This window comes from Sphingomonas sp. Leaf357, assembly GCF_001423845.1.
Classification (GTDB): domain Bacteria; phylum Pseudomonadota; class Alphaproteobacteria; order Sphingomonadales; family Sphingomonadaceae; genus Sphingomonas.
Genome location: NZ_LMPM01000001.1, coordinates 2,281,745 through 2,296,175, shown reverse-complemented (window position 1 = coordinate 2,296,175; position 14,431 = coordinate 2,281,745). Strand labels below are relative to the sequence as shown.

The following is a 14,431-nucleotide window of genomic DNA, read 5'->3' as shown; positions in this document are numbered from 1 at the left end:
CATGCGCATCATTTCGGGCCTCTGGCGCGGCCGCCAGATCATCGCTCCCAAGGGCGACGCCACCCGCCCCACCGCGGATCGCACCCGCGAGACCCTGTTCTCGATGCTCACCAGCCGCCTCGGCAGTTTCGAGGGGCTGGCGGTGGCCGACCTGTTCGCCGGCTCAGGCGCGCTCGGCCTGGAAGCGCTGTCGCGCGGCGCGGAAAGCTGCGTGTTCGTCGAACAGGACAAGCCCGCGCTCGACGCGCTGCGCACCAACATCGCCAAGCTCGAAGCAAAGGCGGACGTCCGCGCCCAATCCGTCCTCGCGCTCGGCCGCGCGACGAAGCCGCTCGACCTGATCCTGATGGACCCGCCCTATGCCACCGGTGCCGGCGCGGTCGCGCTCGACAAGCTGGCGCGCTTGGGCTGGACCGGCCCGGCGACCTGGATCAGCATCGAAACCGCCCGCGACGAAACGATCGCGGTCGACGGCTTCGAAATCGATGTGGAGCGGAATTCCGGCAAGGCCAAGCTGACGATCCTGCGGGCGGTGTGACGTAGGCGTTCGCCTGTCGGGCAAGAAGAAGTTCGGCTCGCACGAAGACACGAAGACGCGAAGAACAAGCAGAAATAATCAGGTTAGGCGGCAACGCCGGCCACCGTTCGTGCTGAGCTTGTCGAAGCCCATGCCCCGAACACGTATTCGACAGGCCCAGGGCACGCGAATGCGTCAGCCGCCCAACTTCCCGTCTCTCTTAGCGTCTTCGTGTCTTCGTGCGATTTAAACTTCTTCTTCTACAAATCACCGCCGTAAGATCAGCAGCCCGCCCAAGCTCAACACCCCCGCCACAACCAGATACGCCCCCACCAGCGCCAGCCCGCCCCGTGCCGCCAGCGCGGTCGCGGCGATCGGCGCCAGTGCGCCACCGAAGATCCCGCCCAGATTGAACGCGATCGACACGCCGGTATAGCGCACCCCCGGCTCGAACAGCGACGGCAACCATCCGCCGAGCGGCCCGTATGCAAAACCCATCACGAACAGCCCGAACGCCAGCCACGCGAACACCATCCAAAGGCTCGCCGCGCCCAGCATCGGCCCCATCAGCAATCCCGCGATCACGCACCCGGCAAAACCCAACCGCAACATCGCCTGCGCGCCGGTTCGATCGGCGATCGTGCAGGACACGATCACGCCCAGCGCCAGGAACAGGATCGCGGCGATCTCCACGCCCAGAAACGCCTGCCGCCCGTGGCCCAGCGTCGTCGTGCCGTAACTCAGCGCGAATGCCGTCGTCAGGTAGAACAAGGCGAAGCACGCAATCACCCCCACCGTGCCCGCGATCGTCGGGCGCAGGTGCGAGCGAAACAGTTCGGCGATCGGCACCTTGGGCAGCGCGTCATGCGCCGCCGCCGCGCGGAACGCCGGCGTCTCGGTCAGCTTCAACCTTACCCACAGGCCCAGCCCGACCAGCACCGCGCTCGCCAGGAACGGCACGCGCCAGCCCCAGTCGCGGAATTGCTGCTCGTCCAGCATCGTGCCGAGCAGCAGGAAGAACCCGTTCGCCGCGATGAACCCGATCGGTGCGCCGAGCGGCGGGAACATGCCGTAGCGATTCTCGTATCCCGGCGGCGCATTCTCCACCGCCAGCAGGCTCGCCCCGCCCCATTCGCCGCCTAGGCCGAAGCCTTGCGCGAACCGCAACACGCACAGCAGCAACGGCGCGGTCCAGCCGATCTGCGCGTAGGTCGGCAGGAACGCGATGCACACGGTCGCCCCGCCCATCAGCATCAGCGACCCGACCAAGGTCGATTTGCGCCCCAGCCGATCCCCGAAATGCCCGAACACCGCCGCGCCCAACGGCCGGGCGAAGAACGCCAGCCCGAAACTGGCGTAAGACAGCATCACCTGCGCCGACGCGCTTTCCGAGGGGAAGAACAATGGCCCGAAGACCAACGCCGCCGCGGTCGCATAGATATAGAAATCGTAGAACTCGACCGACGTGCCGATCAGGCTGGCGATCAGGATGCGGCGATGCGCGTGCATGGGCGAGGCCGTGTGGCGTTGGGGGGATACCGTCATGCCACCCTCATACCGTTCGCCCTGAGCTTGTCGAAGGGCCGTTCTTCTCCCGGCGAAGGAGGGAGGGCGGTGCTTCGACACGCTCAGCACAAGCGGGAAACTTCACCCCCCGTAAGCGCGCACCGCCGTCAGTAATCCCCAATACAGCCCGCCCGACAGCAGCATCGCCGCCGGCAGCGTCATCACCCAGGCAAGCGCCATGTTGCGGATCGTCCGCATCTGCAGCCCCTGCCCGTTCGCCACCGAGGCACCGGCCACGCCCGAGGTCAGGATGTGCGTCGTCGACACCGGCAGCCCGAACCTTTCCGCCAGCAGGATGACCGACGCCGCGACGATCTCGGCCGATGCGCCCATGCCATAGGTCATGTGGCTCTTGCCGATCTTCTCGCCGACCGTGACGACGATCCGCTTCCACCCGACCATCGTCCCCAGCCCGAGCGCGATCGCCACGCTGATCTTCACCCATACCGGGATGAACCGCGTGCCGCTTTCCAGCATGTCCTGATACGCGCCGATCGTCTTCAGCTCGGGCGCCGAGAAACGTTTGGCCGCTTCCTTGTCCTTGGTCATCAGCTTGGTCGTATCCAGCACCAGATACATGTCGTTGCGCACGTTCGACGCCACGCCGGCCGGCACGTTGCTGAGCGCGCCATAGCTGCCGACCCGCGCCGCCAGATCGCGCGACACCGTCTCGACCGCGCCAAAGACCTTCGCGCCCTCGACCTTCTTGGCCTGCAACGCCGCCGTCAGCACGCCGCGCGCCTCGGTCGGTGCCACGGTCAAGCCGCCGGACTTGGCGTCGAACACTTCGCTGACCGCCGTCGCGGCGGACACGAACGCCGGTGTCGCGCCGCTCGGCAGCGTGCGGTTCAGCGCATAGGCGGTCGGCGCGCAGCCGATCAGGATCAGCATGATCAACCCCATGCCCTTCTGCCCGTCATTCCCGCCATGCGCGAAGCTGACGGCGGTGCAGGTGAAGATCAGCAGCGCGCGGATGCCCTTCGGCGGCGGCGCGCCCTCGACCGGCGGCGTGTACAGGGTCGGGTTGCGCACCACGCGCTTCATCGCGAACAGCAGCACGAGCGCGGCGGCGAACCCGATCAGCGGCGCCATCCACAGCCCGGTCATCACCTTCTGCACCTGCGCCCAGTCCAATCCCGACGTGCCGCCCGAGCCCGCGCCGGACAGAAGCTGGTTGGCCACGCCCACGCCCAGGATCGACCCGATCAGCGTATGGCTGGAACTGTTCGGCAGGCCGACGTACCAGGTCGCCAGATTCCACAACACGGCGGCAAGCAGCAGCGAGAAGATCATCGCGAAACCGCCCACGCTGCCCACGTTCAGGATCAGATCGACCGGCAACAGCGTGATGATCGAATAGGCGACCGCACCCGACGACAGCATCACGCCGAGGAAATTGAAGCAGCCGGACCATACCACCGCCAGATGCGCCGGCATCGAGTGCGTGTAGATCACCGTCGCCACCGCATTGGCGGTGTCGTGGAAGCCGTTGACGAATTCGAACCCCAAGGCGATCAGCAGCGCCAGCCCGAGGAACGCAAACACGCCCAGCGCCAGGCTCTCACCCACCTGCCGCGTGTCCACGAACACGCTGAACCCGGCATAGGCCAGCCCACCGATCAGCGCGACGAGGAACAGAATGCGGGCGGTCGGCGAAATCGGGCGATCGAACCCGGTGCGTGCGGGCGCGTCGATGGGCGACTCAGGAGCCGCGATAGCGTGTGTTGCCATGATGACCATGCCTTTGCCGGGCTTCGTTACACGTTGATGACGGTTCCATGACACTGGTCGCGATGTCCCGGATCGAGGCTCGTTCAGGCCGCCCCCAACCGTGCGCCCATCAATGGCAGGATCGTGTTGAGCGCCTTCAACGGCCGCATCATCACCTTGAACGCGATGATCCGTCCGTCCGCGCCCCAGGTGATGATATCCACCCCGTCGATCTGGATGCCGTCGATCGACAACTGGAACTCCAGTACCGCCGACCGATCCGCGCGCCATTCGCCGACATAGCGGAAATCCGGCTGCTTCAGCACCGCCAGCGCGGCGGTCAGATATTTGATCGTGATCGCCTTGCCGGCCTGCGGCGTGTGCACCGCGGGCGAATGGAACACGCACTCCTCGGCGATCAGCGCATCAAGTGCTTGGGGGTCGTTGCCTTCGACATAGGCATGCCAGCGTTCGAGCGTGTCCATCGGCATTCTCCCGGCTGTCATCGGCCACCCGGCGACGATACAGGCTCAGGGCGCGGCGGTCGATGCCCGTTCCAGCCGCCCCGCCCAGGCATAGCCGCGATGCAGCGACGTGAAACCCGGCGACAGCGCCTCCCTCGCCCCGATCTCGTCCAGCGCCCGGGCCAAGTCTTCGCGCGGGGTCACGTCGAACCGTTCCAGCCACGCGAACAGTCCGCGCCGGAACACCGCCGGCAGCCTCTCCTGTTGCCCGAAATCGACGATCTCCACCCGCCCCCGCGCCACCCGCGCCGCCTGCGCCATCGCCGCGCGCCAGTCCGGGATCATCGACAAGGTGTAGGACAGCACCACCCGGTCGAACCCGTCCTCGCCGAACAGGCGTCGCGCATCGAACGCCGTCGCATCGCCCTGCGCCAGCGCGATCCGCTCGCTCAGCCCGGCCCGCGCGACGTTCGCACGCGCTGTCGTCAGCATCGCCTCGGACAGGTCGATTCCGAACAGTCGCGCCTCGGGCCAGACGCGAGCGATCGCGATCAGGTTGCGCGCCGTACCGCATCCGATTTCGATCACGCTGTCGCCGGCCACCAGATCCAGCCCGGCGATCAGCCGGTCCCGCCCGAGCAGATAATATTTCCGCGTCGCATCGTAGAAATGCCGTTGCCGCGCATAGATCGCGTCCATCCTCTCGGCCCGTTCGGACATCGGCTCAGCCCTTCAGGACATAGAGATGGACGCCGCCATAGATCGAGGATCGGTCCCGCGCGGTGAAGTCCAGCGACTCCGCCGCGCGATAGTCCCAGCGATCGAGCACCGCCTCCGCCACCCGCCCCGGTAGCAGGCTCGGCGCGGCGGCGGTGCGGAACAGCACGCGCGCACCGGGCCTGGCGGTACGCGTGATCTCCGCCCACAGGACGTTCAACTGCGCGTCGGTCATCCAGTCCTGCGCGTCGAGCAGCACGTACCGGTCGCGGCTGGCCGCCGTCAGGCTCGCCAGATGCTCGGTGAAATTCGCGTGCAGCACCTCGATCCGCGAAGCGCGCGCGACGATATCCGCGTGATGCTCCGGTTCCAGATACGGCGGCACCGAATGCCCTGCCCCGCTCGCATAGCGTCGGCCGAACGCCTGTTGCGCGAAGTAATTGTCGCCCACCGGAAAATCGCACGCCAATTTCTCCAGCCGCCCGCGCAGCACCGCGCGGATCCCGCCCGGATCGTCATTCGACAGCGCGGCATATTGCGCCGGCGGAATCCCCAGCCCGAACAGGGACGCCGGCTGGTCCATCAGCCAGCGCACGAAGCCTTTGTCGAACACCGGCGCCAGCCGTGCCTCGAACACGCGCCGCTGTTCCTCCACCGTTTCCGCCGCCAGCACCTCGCGCGGGTCGATGCCGTACAGCCGCGCCACCAGATGCGCGCTGCCGATGAACCCGCCGAGCAGCCCGCGCTTGTAGATGTTGGTGGCAAAGCCCCGGATGCGCCGCTTACCGCTGAGATCCCGCCCCTCCCAATAGCGCCGGGTCACATCGTCCAGATGCTGCCGCAGCACCTCTTCATAGGCGCGCACGTTCGCCCCGTCGTCCGCCTGCCCGAAGAAGCGATGGAAGCTGGCATGATCCGGCAGATGCGCCGCCGCCGCCACCTTCAACCGGTTGAGCGCGACATGCGCGGTATTCAGGTCCACCGCCGTGATCCGCGCGGGATTTGCGGTCAGGTACGACAGCACGTTGCACCCGCCGCTGGCGATCGTCACGACATGGCAGTCGGGCGTGATCGCCAGCGCCGCCATGTCCACCACCGGATCTTCCCAGATCTGCGCATAGACCAGCCCCCGGAACGCGAAGGTGAATGCCCGCTCCAGCAACCCCGCCTTGCTCGCCCCGTCATGCTGGTGGACGGCAGCGCCCACCTTGACCGTCGTCGCCTTCCGATGCTTCAGGCTCGCCATATCCGCACATCCCCGACTGGTTCGAGGGCGCGGTTACGCCCGCGCCGTGACGCTCGCGTGACGATGGGGTTGCGGTTTGAAGATGAGTGTAGAGGCTAGGCCAACAGCGGACATCGCAAGCAATTATTCATCTGTCGCGAGCAGGGCGCCATCCGTCAAAATACCTTATCGGCGATCCGGTCGCAAAGGGGAAGCCAATCGTCTTCGGGCTTCCATTCCCAGGTCCTTACCTGGCGTTTCCCGTCCTCGTCGAAATTCACCGTCGCCCGTTCCGTGGCACCAGCGAATGTCCAGCAATCACCTTCGCGGGTCACCTTATAATCGCGATAAAAGCCGTGATTCTCGACGCTGCGCGAAAAGTACGAGCCATCGTCATCGATGCCGAGAATACTGAATGTGTCGAAGCGGTCGCCCGCGATATCGGCGCGCTCGTCCTGAAGTATGAAAAACCTGCCCGTATGCCACGACGCCTCATGCGTGCTGACCCAAGGCTGCCCATTCGCCTTCGGATCTCCGCCCGTCTGGTCGGTGCCCCCGAAGGACGTTCCACGTGCCGACCACTTTCCAAGAAAGACCGTCAGTGCTTCATGTTGATCGGTACGTCGTGGGACATCCGCCATCGTGCCCTCCTGTCTGATATGTCGTGATTCAACGCGGTGATCGCCGGACTGTTCACGTTCGAACGATGGTGCATTGTTCTGCTGCGGCCTGACGTCCGCTGACCCCCTATACGCAACACTCATGCCTGCATCGGCCGCCAAACAATCACGTCAGAGATAGGGCCTCAACGTGAAACGCACATCCGAAGCAACACCCCCGCGTTCTATCTTCAGACCAACCTCCATCCCCGGCCCGCCGCCGATCTTGCGCAGCAGCATCGGAAACGCCTCGCCCACGATCCGGTCGCCCACCTTCAGCCCCGCCGCCGCCGCCGGACTGCCCGTGCCGACCGCGGCCACCGTCACGCGGTCGCCCGCATGGTCCAGCCACAGGCCGGACAGGCCGTAATGTTGCGGCGACACGCTCTGGCGGCTCGGCTGCACCCATAATTTCCGCTGGCGCGCGTCGATCGACAGGTTGAAGCGGCGGATGAACGACAGGCCGAGGATCCCGTCGAAGCCGTTGCCCACCTCATTGTCCAGCAACGTCACCAGCGGCCTGTCTTCGCGCGCGCCGCCCATCTCCAGTGCGCCGACCCGCACGATCCGCGCGATCGGCCCCGCCCCGCCGATCCCGTTCGGCCGGATCGGCGCGTACGGCCGGTCGTCGCTCCACAGGCCCAGCCGCCGCACCGCCGCCCGGCCGAGGATCAGCCGGCCCGGGGCGCCCGTATCGAGGATGCAGCGGATAACCCGACCGTCGATCGTCACCGCGGCGCTGATCTTGCGCGATCCACGGTTCGGTTGGTCGATGCGTGGGATCTCGGAATCGATCGCCGTATAGCCCGTGCGCACGCCGCGCCCGTCGGGATAGATGCGCAACTCGCCCTTGTCGAAATCCAGGTCGGTATCCGTGGTGGTCAGAACGCCCGCCGCCAGCGCGCCGTAGATATCCTGCCGATACCCGAATTCGAACGAGTCCTGCAGCACCACGCCAGGCTGGCGGATGGTCCCGCCGATGACGAAATCCTTCGCCGCATACAGCGCGAAGCCCCGGCCCTTGCCACCCACGCCGCGCGAATGCTCGATGCCCTGCACCGGCAGCTTCAACTGCTTGGCCAGATCGGGGCGGATCAGGCTGACATAAGCACCGGTGTCGATCATGAAGATGAACGGGCCGGCGCCATTCATGCCCACCGCCACCAGAACGCGGTCGTTCTCCACCGCGATGCTGGAGGTGTAGACCCGCGGTTCGGCGGCGAGGGCGCGCCCGCCGATCGCTACGACGCCGCCGCCCACGGCGAGCGCACGAATTACATCCCGGCGGTGCATCCACGACCTCCTCGTACAAGCCGCCACATGCTTAAGTCACCGCGCCGGCCCCGGCAATTCGCGCCGGTCCGCTCATGCCCCCGGATAGCGCTCGAACTTCGGCAGCGCCTCCAGCCCGGCCATCCAGCGCGGCGCATCGGCCATCTGGATGCACGCCTGCGGGGCCAGCGCGTCGGGATCGTCGAAGCTGCCGGTCTGGATATCGATCTTGCCCGGAAAGATCGTCTCGCTGAGATAGAACAGCCCCGTCCCACACGTGCCGCAGAATTGCCGCTGCGTGTCGCCGGACGAATTGTAGCTCACAGGCGTGCCGGTGATCGTCACCGCCTCCGCCGCGAACAGCGCCCAGCCGACCATCGGCGCGCCCGCCGACCTGCGGCACTGTTCGCACAGGCACAGCGCATTGTGATCGGGCTGCCCTTCCGCCGTGTAGCGCACCGCGCCGCAACGGCATCCACCGGTAATCGTCATCTCCAACCTCCCTCTTGTGTTGCCGGTTTGTTCCATATCGATCGCGGCCGCGCAACCCCTTCGCGCTTGCCCCCCGCGCTCGCGTTCCCTACCTGTTCACGAATGTCGCTTACCCCCGTACCCCAGCAGGAACCGCCTTACATTACGGGCCTCAACCCGCCGCAGCGCGAGGCGGTGCTGACCACCGAAGGCCCGGTCCTCGTCCTCGCCGGTGCCGGCACGGGCAAGACCGCCGCGCTCACCGCGCGCCTCGCGCACCTGCTCTGGACCAAGCGCGCCTGGCCCTCCGAGATCCTCAGCGTCACCTTCACCAACAAGGCCGCGCGCGAGATGAAACATCGCGTGCGCAACATCGTAGGCGACGTGGTCGAGGGCATGCCCTGGCTCGGCACCTTCCACGCGATCGGGGCCAAGATGCTGCGTCGCCACGCCGAACTCGTCGGCCTGCACAGCAACTTCACGATCCTCGACACCGACGATCAGCTTCGCCTGCTCAAACAGCTCATCCTCGCCGCCGATATCGACGAGAAACGCTGGCCCGCCCGCCAATTGGCCGGCGTGATCGACGGCTGGAAGAACAAGGGCCTCACCCCCTCGGACATCGACGCGGGCGAGAGCGAACTCTACGCCAACGGCCGTGGCGGGGAGATGTACGCCGCCTACCAGGCCCGCCTCATCGCGCTCAACGCCTGCGATTTCGGCGACCTGCTGCTCCACATGCTCGTCATCCTGAAGCGCGACCGCGAGGTGCTGGCCGATTATCAGCGCCGCTTCAAATACATCATGGTCGACGAATATCAGGACACGAACAGCGTCCAGTATCTCTGGCTCCGCCTGCTCGCGCAGGAGCGCAAGAACATCTGCTGCGTGGGCGACGACGATCAGTCGATCTATTCCTGGCGCGGCGCGCAGGTCGAGAACATCCTGAAGTTCGAGAAGGATTTCCCCGGCGCGAAGGTCATCCGGCTCGAACAGAATTACCGCTCCACCCCCCACATCCTCGGCGCCGCCTCCGCCGTCATCGCCAACAATAGCGGACGCCTGGGCAAGCAGCTCTGGACCGACCTCGACGTCGGCGAGAAGGTGAAGGTGCTGGGCGTCTGGGACGGCCCCGAGGAAGCGCGCCGCGTCGGCGACGAGATCGAGGGCGCACAGCGGACCGGCAAGTCGCTCGACGAGGTCGCCATCCTCGTGCGCGCGCAGCACCAGACGCGCGAGTTCGAGGATCGCTTCATCGCCATCGGCATGCCCTATCGCATCGTCGGGGGTTTCCGCTTCTACGAACGCGCCGAGATCCGCGATGCGCTCGCCTATCTCCGCGTCGTCGCGCAGCCGGCCGACGATCTCGCCTTCGAACGCATCGTCAACGTCCCCAAACGCGGCTTGGGCGACAAGGCGGTGCAGAAGGTCCACCAGCTTGCCCGCGCCACCGGCGTACCGCTCACCACCGCCGCCGCGCGCATCCTCGATACCGACGAGTTGACCGGGGCCGCGCGCAAGTCGCTCGGCAACCTCGTCGCCGACATGGCGCGCTGGCGCAGCATGGCCGGCGAGATGCCGCACCCCGATCTCGCGCGCCAGATCCTGGACGAGAGCGGTTACACCGCGATGTATCAGGCGGAAAAGAGCGCCGAGGCCGCCGGCCGGCTCGAAAACCTCACCGAACTCGTCCGCGCGATGGAGGAATACGAGAATCTCGGCGCGTTCCTCGAACATGTCAGCCTCGTGATGGACAACGAGAACAATGCCGAGGATCCCAAGGTCACGATCATGACGATCCACGCCGCCAAGGGGCTGGAATACGACACCGTCTTCCTCGTCGGCTGGGAAGAGGGCCTGTTTCCCTCGCAACGCTCGTTGGACGAAGGCGGCTTGGCGTCACTCGAAGAGGAACGTCGCCTGGCCTACGTCGCGATCACCCGCGCGCGCCGCAAGGCCGTGATCATCCACGCCGCCAACCGCCGCATCTACGGCCAGTGGACCAGTTCGATCCCCTCGCGCTTCGTCGGCGAACTCCCCGCCGACCATACCGAGAGCGAGACCACCATGTCCGGCGGCGAAAGCCTGTGGCGCGCCAACTGGTCCGAACGCGCCGATCCCTTCGCCGATGTCGCCCGCGGCACCGGCCGAGGCCCCGGCTGGCAGCGCGCGGCGGGCCTGGGCGGCGGCATCGATCCCGCCAAACCCGGCGGCACCTTCACCAGCCGAACCTTCTCGCGCGAACCCTCCCGCGTCGTGGAAGCCCGCGCCTCCGCCGTCAGCCTCGGCAACAAGGGCCGCGACGACGTGAGCGTCGGCCTGCGCGTCTTCCACCAGAAGTTCGGCTATGGCGAGATCGCCGAGATCGAAGGCAACAAGCTGGAGATCGACTTCGAGACTGCGGGGCGGAAGCGGGTGATGGATAGTTTCGTGACGGTGGGGTGAGCGTTATGTCGAGCGAGATTGTAGCAGTCTGTATCGGAGGTGGTTTTGCACTTGGCGGCGCTTATTTGGGTCCGTGGATGCAGTTTCGTCAGAAAAAGTCTGAACATGCGCGCGAACACAACGCAATGCTAAGAGAGAAGGGTGAAGAGCTTTTTGCTCTTCTCGCTAACGTACGCGCAAACGCTCAGGATTGGACAGCGTCTTTTTTCATATCAGAACAAAAGAAGTCTTATGCTATAACGGAGTTTAACAAACTTCATAGAATGTTCGCAATTTCTGCTGTATATTTTCCTAAGTCACTTGTTATATTTACTGATTGGCGAAGTCGGACAGATAGAACGTTGGATGCTATTGAAAAATATGGCAATTTTACTGCCAAGCAACGCGAAGCGGAGATAACAAAGGTTATTTCCAAAGAAGCCAACGCGTTATGTTATCAAATAGAGAATTATTTGGTCGAGCAAATGCCAAAATATCTCTAATTTATTTAATTCCATAATTATGTCGCTACTCGCTCCACGTTAATGTTTCCGGCCTGCGCTTGCACCACTGCCAAATTATGCGTCGCTTGCATCCGCATCAGTTATTGGCGCTCGGTACGAACGCTCTTTCGAACCCGATAGCCATTTCCGCCCACAGTCCGGCACGCCCGCCGAGCAAATGCTCATCGACTGCCGCGTTACATGCAATCTGGCGGCGGAATCCGTTACCGAAAAGCCGTGCGGCGCGACGATCTCCGCGCACAGCTATGCATCGGGATGCACCGCGAAACTTGGATTAAGCATAATCGCAATAAACACCTCTGCGGCGGCATCTTACATCCTGAAAGAAATTCTGATAGTCACCAACCTAGTCAGGAGCACCAGATGGAACGCATCAACCTAGCCGATGCGAAATCGCATCTCAGCGAGATCATCGATCGCGTGGAGGCGGGCGAGAGTATCGAGATAACCCGTCGTGGCAAGGCTGCCGCGCAAATCCGGCCGCTCGGAACACCACGCCAGAAGATCGACGTGGACGCCCTTCGCAAGCTGCACGAAGGCCAGCAGATGCAGGCGGTCCCCGCCGCAGACTTCATCCGTCAGATGCGCGATTCCGATCGGTACTGATGTTCTATCTCGACACGTCGGTCATCGTCGCCGCGCTTACGCTGGAGCCGCAGAGCGAGCGCATCATCTCGTGGATGGCGAGGGGTCGCTCTACGTCAGCGAATGGTGCGACACGGAGGTGTCGAGCGCCCTCGCCCTGAAACTACGCACCGGCGCGCTGTCCGTCGAGAAGCGTGCCGAGGCGCTGGCGATGTGGCGCGGCTGGCGGGATCGCGTGCTGACCTTGTCGCCGGTTGCGTCCAATCATTTCACCGCAGCCGCCGGATTCGTGGATCAACACATGCTCGGACTGCGCGCGGGCGATGCGCTGCATCTGGCAATCGCCGCCTCCGCCGGGCTGCGCATCGTCACGCTCGATCGCACGATGGCCGACGCCGCCCCCGCGCTCGGCATCCCGGTCGAACAGGTCTGACACTCAACCTGTACCTCACCCTACAGACACATTCAGCAACGATATCCGCGCCCGGGCGTACTCCCGTCGCAAGGCCCATACCGGGCCGAACGAGAGGATATCGATCATGAAGTTCACCCACATGCTCGCCGCCGCCCTGATGGTCGCCGGCATCGGCGTTTCGACCGAGGCGTCGGCGCAGCGTTATGACGGCGCCTACAATCAGGAGGTCCGCTACGATCGCCATGACCGTGATCGCCGCAACGACCGTCGCTGGGATCGCCGCGACGACCGCCGCAGCTGGGGTCGCCACGATCGCGGCCGTCATAACGGCTGGCGCGGCGATCGCGGCCGGAACAATTGCCGCCTCGTCTATCGTCACGGCCAGCGTTACACCGTCTGCCGCTGAGGCTCGCGGGCGGGAAGGGCCGACGCCCTTCCCGCCTTCGCCGCCAAAACGCTGCGCTCGATAGCGCCGCCTGAAAAAAATGCTGTCCTACAAGGATCGGTCCGGCGCATAGACTGGTCGATGCACGATCCTCTCGATTTCACGCCCGTCCCCGGGCAAACCGCGACCGTTCGACACGATGGCTGGACGCCCGCCCGGCAGGTCGCTTTCATCGCCGCGCTCGCCGCGATCGGCCTTGTGTCGGCGGCCGCCAAATCGGTCGGCATGTCGCGCAAATCGGCCTATGCCTTGCGCAAACGCGCCGGTGCGGAGAGTTTCGCGGCGGCGTGGGACGCCGCGCTGAAACGGGGTCAGGCGGAAGTCCTGTCCATCGCGATCGATCGCGCCCTGCACGGCGTCACCACGCCGGTCTTCTATCGCGGCCGGAAGGTCGGCGAGTGCCAGAAATTCAACGATCGCCTGCTGATCGCGGCGATCCGCGCCATCGATCCCAGCTACAGATAGAGGACATCTTCGGAAACGCGTACCGAACAGCGCGCTTTCCCCGCGCACTCACCGAATTCGCAGTACCTTCGTTACCTTCGCCGTCGCGATTCAGTCCGGCTCGACCGCCATCAGCGTGGTGTCGGCATATTTGAAGCTGCCCTGGTCGAACAGGGCGCTGACCGTAAAGGCGCGCGGCGTGATGCGCACGCCGGTCAGGCCGACCAGCTTGAACGTGCCGATCTTCGGCTCCTTGGGCGGCTTGCCGTCGCGGGCCAGCACTTCGGCATCGATGAACAGCTCGTCATGCTTGGTGTAGATGACATGCGGTGCCAGCGTCATCTCGACCTTGTTGTAGGTGGCCGCGATGCACATCTTGCGCACGATCGCCTCGAAGAGGATCGGCGTCGTGGTCGGCACGGCTGCGGGCGGGCGCTCGGCGGTCAAGGTCGTCATCCGTTCCATTTAAACGTTGCGCTGCACTGCAGCAACCCGCATTCACGGTAAACGTCGCCACCGCATTCGGAAACACAGCATTTCCAGTTTGTCAGACATATCGCAAATCATCGCGCGATTGCAGCTAGCRCCTCACCCTGAGGGCGGCTGGTATCGCGAAACCTTCCGTCAGCCCGCCCCCGGCGGTGGTCGCGGCCTCGCCACCACGATCCTGTTCCTGCTCGAGGCCGGTCGGCGCTCGCACTGGCACCGCGTCGATGCCGCCGAATTGTGGATGTGGCATGCCGGCCACCCGCTGCGGCTCGCCATTCACGACGGCGCGGCGCACGAACATCTGCTCGGCCCGGACGTCCTTGCCGGCCACAGCCCACAGGCGCTCGTCCCGCCGCACGCCTGGCAATCGGCCGAGGCGCTTCACGGCTGGGCCTTGGTCGGCTGCGTCGTCACCCCGGCGTTCGAATTCTCCGGCTTCGAACTCGCCGCACCGGGCTGGTCCCCGGCTTGCGATCCCACGCCAGAAGCGTAATCGGACCAGCC

17 protein-coding genes are annotated in these 14,431 nt (G+C 65.1%); 8 read left to right on the top strand and 9 right to left on the bottom strand.

Annotation, left to right across the window (positions count from 1 at the left end; genetic code table 11):
* The first annotated feature begins 1 nt into the window (after position 1).
* A complete protein-coding gene (rsmD, locus tag ASG11_RS10800; RefSeq protein WP_055778860.1) occupies positions 2 to 538 on the top strand; it encodes a 16S rRNA (guanine(966)-N(2))-methyltransferase RsmD in 537 nt (178 codons plus the stop codon).
* A 246-nt stretch (positions 539 to 784) separates the two neighbouring features.
* On the opposite strand, the gene ASG11_RS10795 is transcribed toward rsmD, so the two are convergent.
* The 8 genes from ASG11_RS10795 to ASG11_RS10760 all read right to left on the bottom strand — a co-directional run bounded on the left by ASG11_RS10795 (position 785) and on the right by ASG11_RS10760 (position 8,622).
* Positions 785 to 2,062, bottom strand: coding sequence for an MFS transporter (locus tag ASG11_RS10795; RefSeq protein WP_055778857.1), 1,278 nt, complete (start codon positions 2,060 to 2,062; stop codon positions 785 to 787).
* Between the two features lie 102 nt (positions 2,063 to 2,164).
* Positions 2,165 to 3,814: an inorganic phosphate transporter gene (locus tag ASG11_RS10790; protein ID WP_055780727.1), complete on the bottom strand. Its 1,650-nt coding sequence runs from the start codon at positions 3,812 to 3,814 to the stop codon at positions 2,165 to 2,167.
* A gap of 83 nt (positions 3,815 to 3,897) precedes the next feature.
* The gene (locus ASG11_RS10785; protein ID WP_330218897.1) at positions 3,898 to 4,278 is read right to left on the bottom strand and encodes a nuclear transport factor 2 family protein; all 381 of its coding nucleotides are present in this window, start codon (positions 4,276 to 4,278) and stop codon (positions 3,898 to 3,900) included.
* Between the two features lie 45 nt (positions 4,279 to 4,323).
* A complete protein-coding gene (locus ASG11_RS10780) occupies positions 4,324 to 4,977 on the bottom strand; it encodes a class I SAM-dependent methyltransferase (RefSeq protein WP_055778851.1) in 654 nt (217 codons plus the stop codon).
* A 4-nt stretch (positions 4,978 to 4,981) separates the two neighbouring features.
* Positions 4,982 to 6,220 (bottom strand): DUF3419 family protein, encoded by a 1,239-nt coding sequence (locus tag ASG11_RS10775; protein ID WP_055778848.1) that lies wholly within the window; start codon positions 6,218 to 6,220, stop codon positions 4,982 to 4,984.
* Between the two features lie 155 nt (positions 6,221 to 6,375).
* Complete coding sequence (locus ASG11_RS10770; RefSeq protein ID WP_055778846.1) at positions 6,376 to 6,840, bottom strand: hypothetical protein; 465 nt, start codon at positions 6,838 to 6,840, stop codon at positions 6,376 to 6,378.
* Positions 6,841 to 6,990: 150 nt separating this feature from the next.
* Positions 6,991 to 8,151 carry an aspartyl protease family protein gene (locus ASG11_RS10765; protein ID WP_082472708.1) on the bottom strand — a complete coding sequence of 387 codons (1,161 nt, stop codon included), beginning with the start codon at positions 8,149 to 8,151 and terminating at the stop codon, positions 6,991 to 6,993.
* A gap of 72 nt (positions 8,152 to 8,223) precedes the next feature.
* Entirely contained in the window at positions 8,224 to 8,622 is a 399-nt protein-coding gene (locus ASG11_RS10760) for a GFA family protein (RefSeq protein ID WP_055780724.1), read from the bottom strand.
* Positions 8,623 to 8,724: 102 nt separating this feature from the next.
* On the opposite strand from ASG11_RS10760, the gene ASG11_RS10755 reads away from it, so the two are divergent.
* From ASG11_RS10755 to ASG11_RS10735, 6 genes are all read left to right on the top strand, one after another.
* Positions 8,725 to 11,046: an ATP-dependent helicase gene (locus ASG11_RS10755; RefSeq protein ID WP_055778840.1), complete on the top strand. Its 2,322-nt coding sequence runs from the start codon at positions 8,725 to 8,727 to the stop codon at positions 11,044 to 11,046.
* 5 nt (positions 11,047 to 11,051) lie between these two features.
* A complete protein-coding gene (locus ASG11_RS18755; RefSeq protein ID WP_156363734.1) occupies positions 11,052 to 11,528 on the top strand; it encodes a hypothetical protein in 477 nt (158 codons plus the stop codon).
* A gap of 384 nt (positions 11,529 to 11,912) precedes the next feature.
* On the top strand, positions 11,913 to 12,155 hold the full coding sequence (locus tag ASG11_RS10750; protein ID WP_055778836.1) for a type II toxin-antitoxin system Phd/YefM family antitoxin: 243 nt from the start codon (positions 11,913 to 11,915) through the stop codon (positions 12,153 to 12,155).
* A gap of 70 nt (positions 12,156 to 12,225) precedes the next feature.
* Complete coding sequence (locus ASG11_RS10745) at positions 12,226 to 12,567, top strand: type II toxin-antitoxin system VapC family toxin (protein WP_236697459.1); 342 nt, start codon at positions 12,226 to 12,228, stop codon at positions 12,565 to 12,567.
* A gap of 106 nt (positions 12,568 to 12,673) precedes the next feature.
* Positions 12,674 to 12,955, top strand: coding sequence for a hypothetical protein (locus ASG11_RS10740; protein ID WP_055778835.1), 282 nt, complete (start codon positions 12,674 to 12,676; stop codon positions 12,953 to 12,955).
* A gap of 120 nt (positions 12,956 to 13,075) precedes the next feature.
* Positions 13,076 to 13,459: a hypothetical protein gene (locus tag ASG11_RS10735; RefSeq protein WP_055778831.1), complete on the top strand. Its 384-nt coding sequence runs from the start codon at positions 13,076 to 13,078 to the stop codon at positions 13,457 to 13,459.
* A gap of 90 nt (positions 13,460 to 13,549) precedes the next feature.
* Here ASG11_RS10735 and ASG11_RS10730 read toward each other — a convergent pair whose 3' ends face one another.
* Positions 13,550 to 13,894, bottom strand: a complete 345-nt coding sequence (locus ASG11_RS10730; protein WP_055780721.1) for a hypothetical protein — start codon at positions 13,892 to 13,894, stop codon at positions 13,550 to 13,552.
* 88 nt (positions 13,895 to 13,982) lie between these two features.
* Between ASG11_RS10730 and ASG11_RS10725 the strand changes: the two genes are divergently transcribed.
* Complete coding sequence (locus ASG11_RS10725; RefSeq protein WP_201781308.1) at positions 13,983 to 14,420, top strand: cupin domain-containing protein; 438 nt, start codon at positions 13,983 to 13,985, stop codon at positions 14,418 to 14,420.
* The last annotated feature ends 11 nt before the right edge of the window (positions 14,421 to 14,431 follow it).